The sequence below is a fragment of the Sandarakinorhabdus rubra genome, from assembly GCF_010994245.1.
Taxonomy (GTDB): domain Bacteria; phylum Pseudomonadota; class Alphaproteobacteria; order Sphingomonadales; family Sphingomonadaceae; genus Sandarakinorhabdus; species Sandarakinorhabdus rubra.
Genome location: NZ_WMHO01000313.1, coordinates 1 through 2,183, shown reverse-complemented (window position 1 = coordinate 2,183; position 2,183 = coordinate 1). Strand labels below are relative to the sequence as shown.

The 2,183-nt window shown below is 69.3% G+C and carries 5 protein-coding genes; 4 read left to right on the top strand and 1 reads right to left on the bottom strand.

The genetic code is table 11. The features are described 5' to 3' along the window. A partial coding sequence (locus GJV64_RS13875; protein WP_205599645.1) for a hypothetical protein occupies window positions 1-202 on the top strand: 202 nt, incomplete at its 5' end. Window positions 203-206: 4 nt separating this feature from the next. Here GJV64_RS13875 and GJV64_RS13870 read toward each other — a convergent pair. Then, a complete protein-coding gene (locus GJV64_RS13870) occupies window positions 207-668 on the bottom strand; it encodes an Hsp20 family protein (protein ID WP_164158001.1) in 462 nt (153 codons plus the stop codon). Here GJV64_RS13870 and GJV64_RS13865 point away from each other — a divergent pair. The 3 genes from GJV64_RS13865 to GJV64_RS13855 all read left to right on the top strand — a co-directional run. After that, complete coding sequence (locus tag GJV64_RS13865) at window positions 667-1,224, top strand: DUF1465 family protein (RefSeq protein WP_164157999.1); 558 nt, start codon at window positions 667-669, stop codon at window positions 1,222-1,224. The genes GJV64_RS13870 and GJV64_RS13865 overlap by 2 nt on opposite strands. Before the next feature lie 12 nt (window positions 1,225-1,236). After that, window positions 1,237-1,650 (top strand): VOC family protein, encoded by a 414-nt coding sequence (locus GJV64_RS13860; protein ID WP_164157997.1) that lies wholly within the window; start codon window positions 1,237-1,239, stop codon window positions 1,648-1,650. A 169-nt stretch (window positions 1,651-1,819) separates the two neighbouring features. Then, window positions 1,820-2,183: ATP-binding cassette domain-containing protein (locus GJV64_RS13855; protein ID WP_328799198.1), on the top strand; the 364-nt coding region annotated here is incomplete at its 3' end.

Sequence of the window (2,183 nt, the reverse complement as noted above, 5' to 3'; positions counted from 1 at the left end):
GATCAGCCATGGCATTGACCTCGGCCCGCGAGAGCCGGCGCGCGCCTATTTCGCCCGCGCCCAGGCCCGCGAACTGGCCGGCGAGCTGCGCGGCGCAATGGAGGATTATGCGGCTGCGGCGCGCGCCGATCCGGACTGGCCGGCGCCCGCCGAGGAACTCAAGCGGTTCCGCGTCGAGCGCCGGAAAGTCCTGCGGGGGTAACCGCTTACTCGGCCGCGACCGGCAGGGCGTCCACCGTCTCGCCGCCGCCGATCACCACCTTGCGCGGCTTCTTGTGTTCCGGGATCTCGCGCACCAGGTCGATGTTCAGGAGCCCGTTTTCGAAGCCGGCGCCGGTCACCTTGATCGTGTCGGCCAGCTGGAAGCGGCGCTCGAACGCACGCTTGGCAATGCCGCGATGCAGGAACTGGCGGGTGGTGCCTTCGGCTTCCTGTGCGGCCTGGCCGATCACCACCAGCGTGTTTTCCTGCACGGTGATGTCGAGCTCGGACTGGGCAAAGCCGGCCACTGCCATCTGGATGCGGTAGGCCCCGTCGCCGAGCTTCTCGATGTTGTACGGAGGGTAGGCGTCGCCGGCGTCGAGACGACCGGCATATTCGACCAGCCGGTTCAGATTCTCGAATCCGATGGACGAACGCAGCAAAGGCGAAATATCAAATCCACGCATGGCAAAGTCCTTTCCAAAGCGAAATGCCGATGAACCCGCCCAATCCGGGCCGGGTGAGGCCGACGGTCCTCATGGCCCCGCCGACGCTGCCGGCAATGCGGATGCTGCCGGCAACGCAGATCTGGGCAATCTCCCGCCGGTTTCAAGAGGGCGCCGCAAGCCGTCTGCGCCGCGCCTTCGCCCCCTGCTCGATGCCCTGTTCCGCGACGCCACTGTTGCTGCGGAAGCGGCGCGGCGCTGGTCGGACGGACCGGGCCGGCTGTGGCGTGAGGCGCTGCCGCCGCAGCCGGGCGCGGTCGCCGCGCTGGCGCATCTCGATCTCCACACCCGCCTGATGCAGGTGATGAACTGGCTGCTCGATCCAGCGCATCATGGCCAGGTCAAGGGTCTCAAGCCCTTTACCCATCCGCCGTGTCCGCCATTGGCCGAGGATCACCCGCTGCGCGCCACCGAGGGCCTGGCCCTTGCGGAAGCCGCCCGCGCGCTTCATGCCCGCGCCGCGGCCTTGGCCGCTGCCCATCCCCTGGCGGCAGACCCTTCCGACGACACGCCCTGACGAGGACATTTGATGCACCCCTTCCACCTTGCCATCCCGGTTGATGACCTCGCGGCCGCCCGCCATTTCTATGGCGAGGTGCTGGGTTGCCCCGAGGGCCGATCCAGCGAGACCTGGATCGATTTCGATTTCAATGGCCACCAGCTGGTGGTGCATCATGCGCCGAAGAGCGCCATCCACCGCAACCCGGTCGATGGTGACAGCGTGCCGGTGCCGCACTTCGGCATGGTGCTGGATTGGGCCGCCTGGGAGGCGCTTGGCGCGCGCATCCGTGCGGCCGGCTTTGCGTTCGAGCTGGAACCGCACGTGCGCTTTGCCGGCAAGCCTGGCGAGCAGGGCACCTTCTTCCTGTTCGATCCGGCCGGCAACGCGCTGGAATTCAAGGCGATGCGGAACCCGGCCAACCTGTTTGCCCGGCAGGATTGAGGCCGGCGCGCCGTCCTGCCCGGGCCAACAGGCGCAGGGGGGCATGTCGCCACACCCGGCTCCCATAATCGGCCATGTGGGGTAAAGCCCCGCCATGCTCGCGCATTCGCCTTCCGCCATGGCCTCCCGGCCGGCTTCGCCGCACACTGCTGCTGGGCCGGTTCTGGACGTGGCGGGCCTGGCCCGCTCGGTGGCACTGCCCGGCGGCGGCGCGCGGCAGCTGTTCGCCGGCGTCGACCTCGCTGTCGCGGCTGGCGAGGTGGTGGCGATCACCGGGGAATCGGGGGTCGGCAAGTCCACCCTGCTCAACATCATTGCCGGGCTTGATGCTGCCGATGCCGGCCGCGTGACCATTGCCGGCCGCGACATCGCCCGCCTGCCGGAGGCCGAGCGGGCCGCGCTGCGCTGCGCCCATGTCGGATTCGTGTTCCAGGCCTTCCACGTGCTGCCGCACCTTGATCTGGCCCGCAACGTGGCGCTGCCGCTGCTGCTGGCCGGCGCCGGCGAGGCGGCGGCACTGGCGCGGGCCAGCG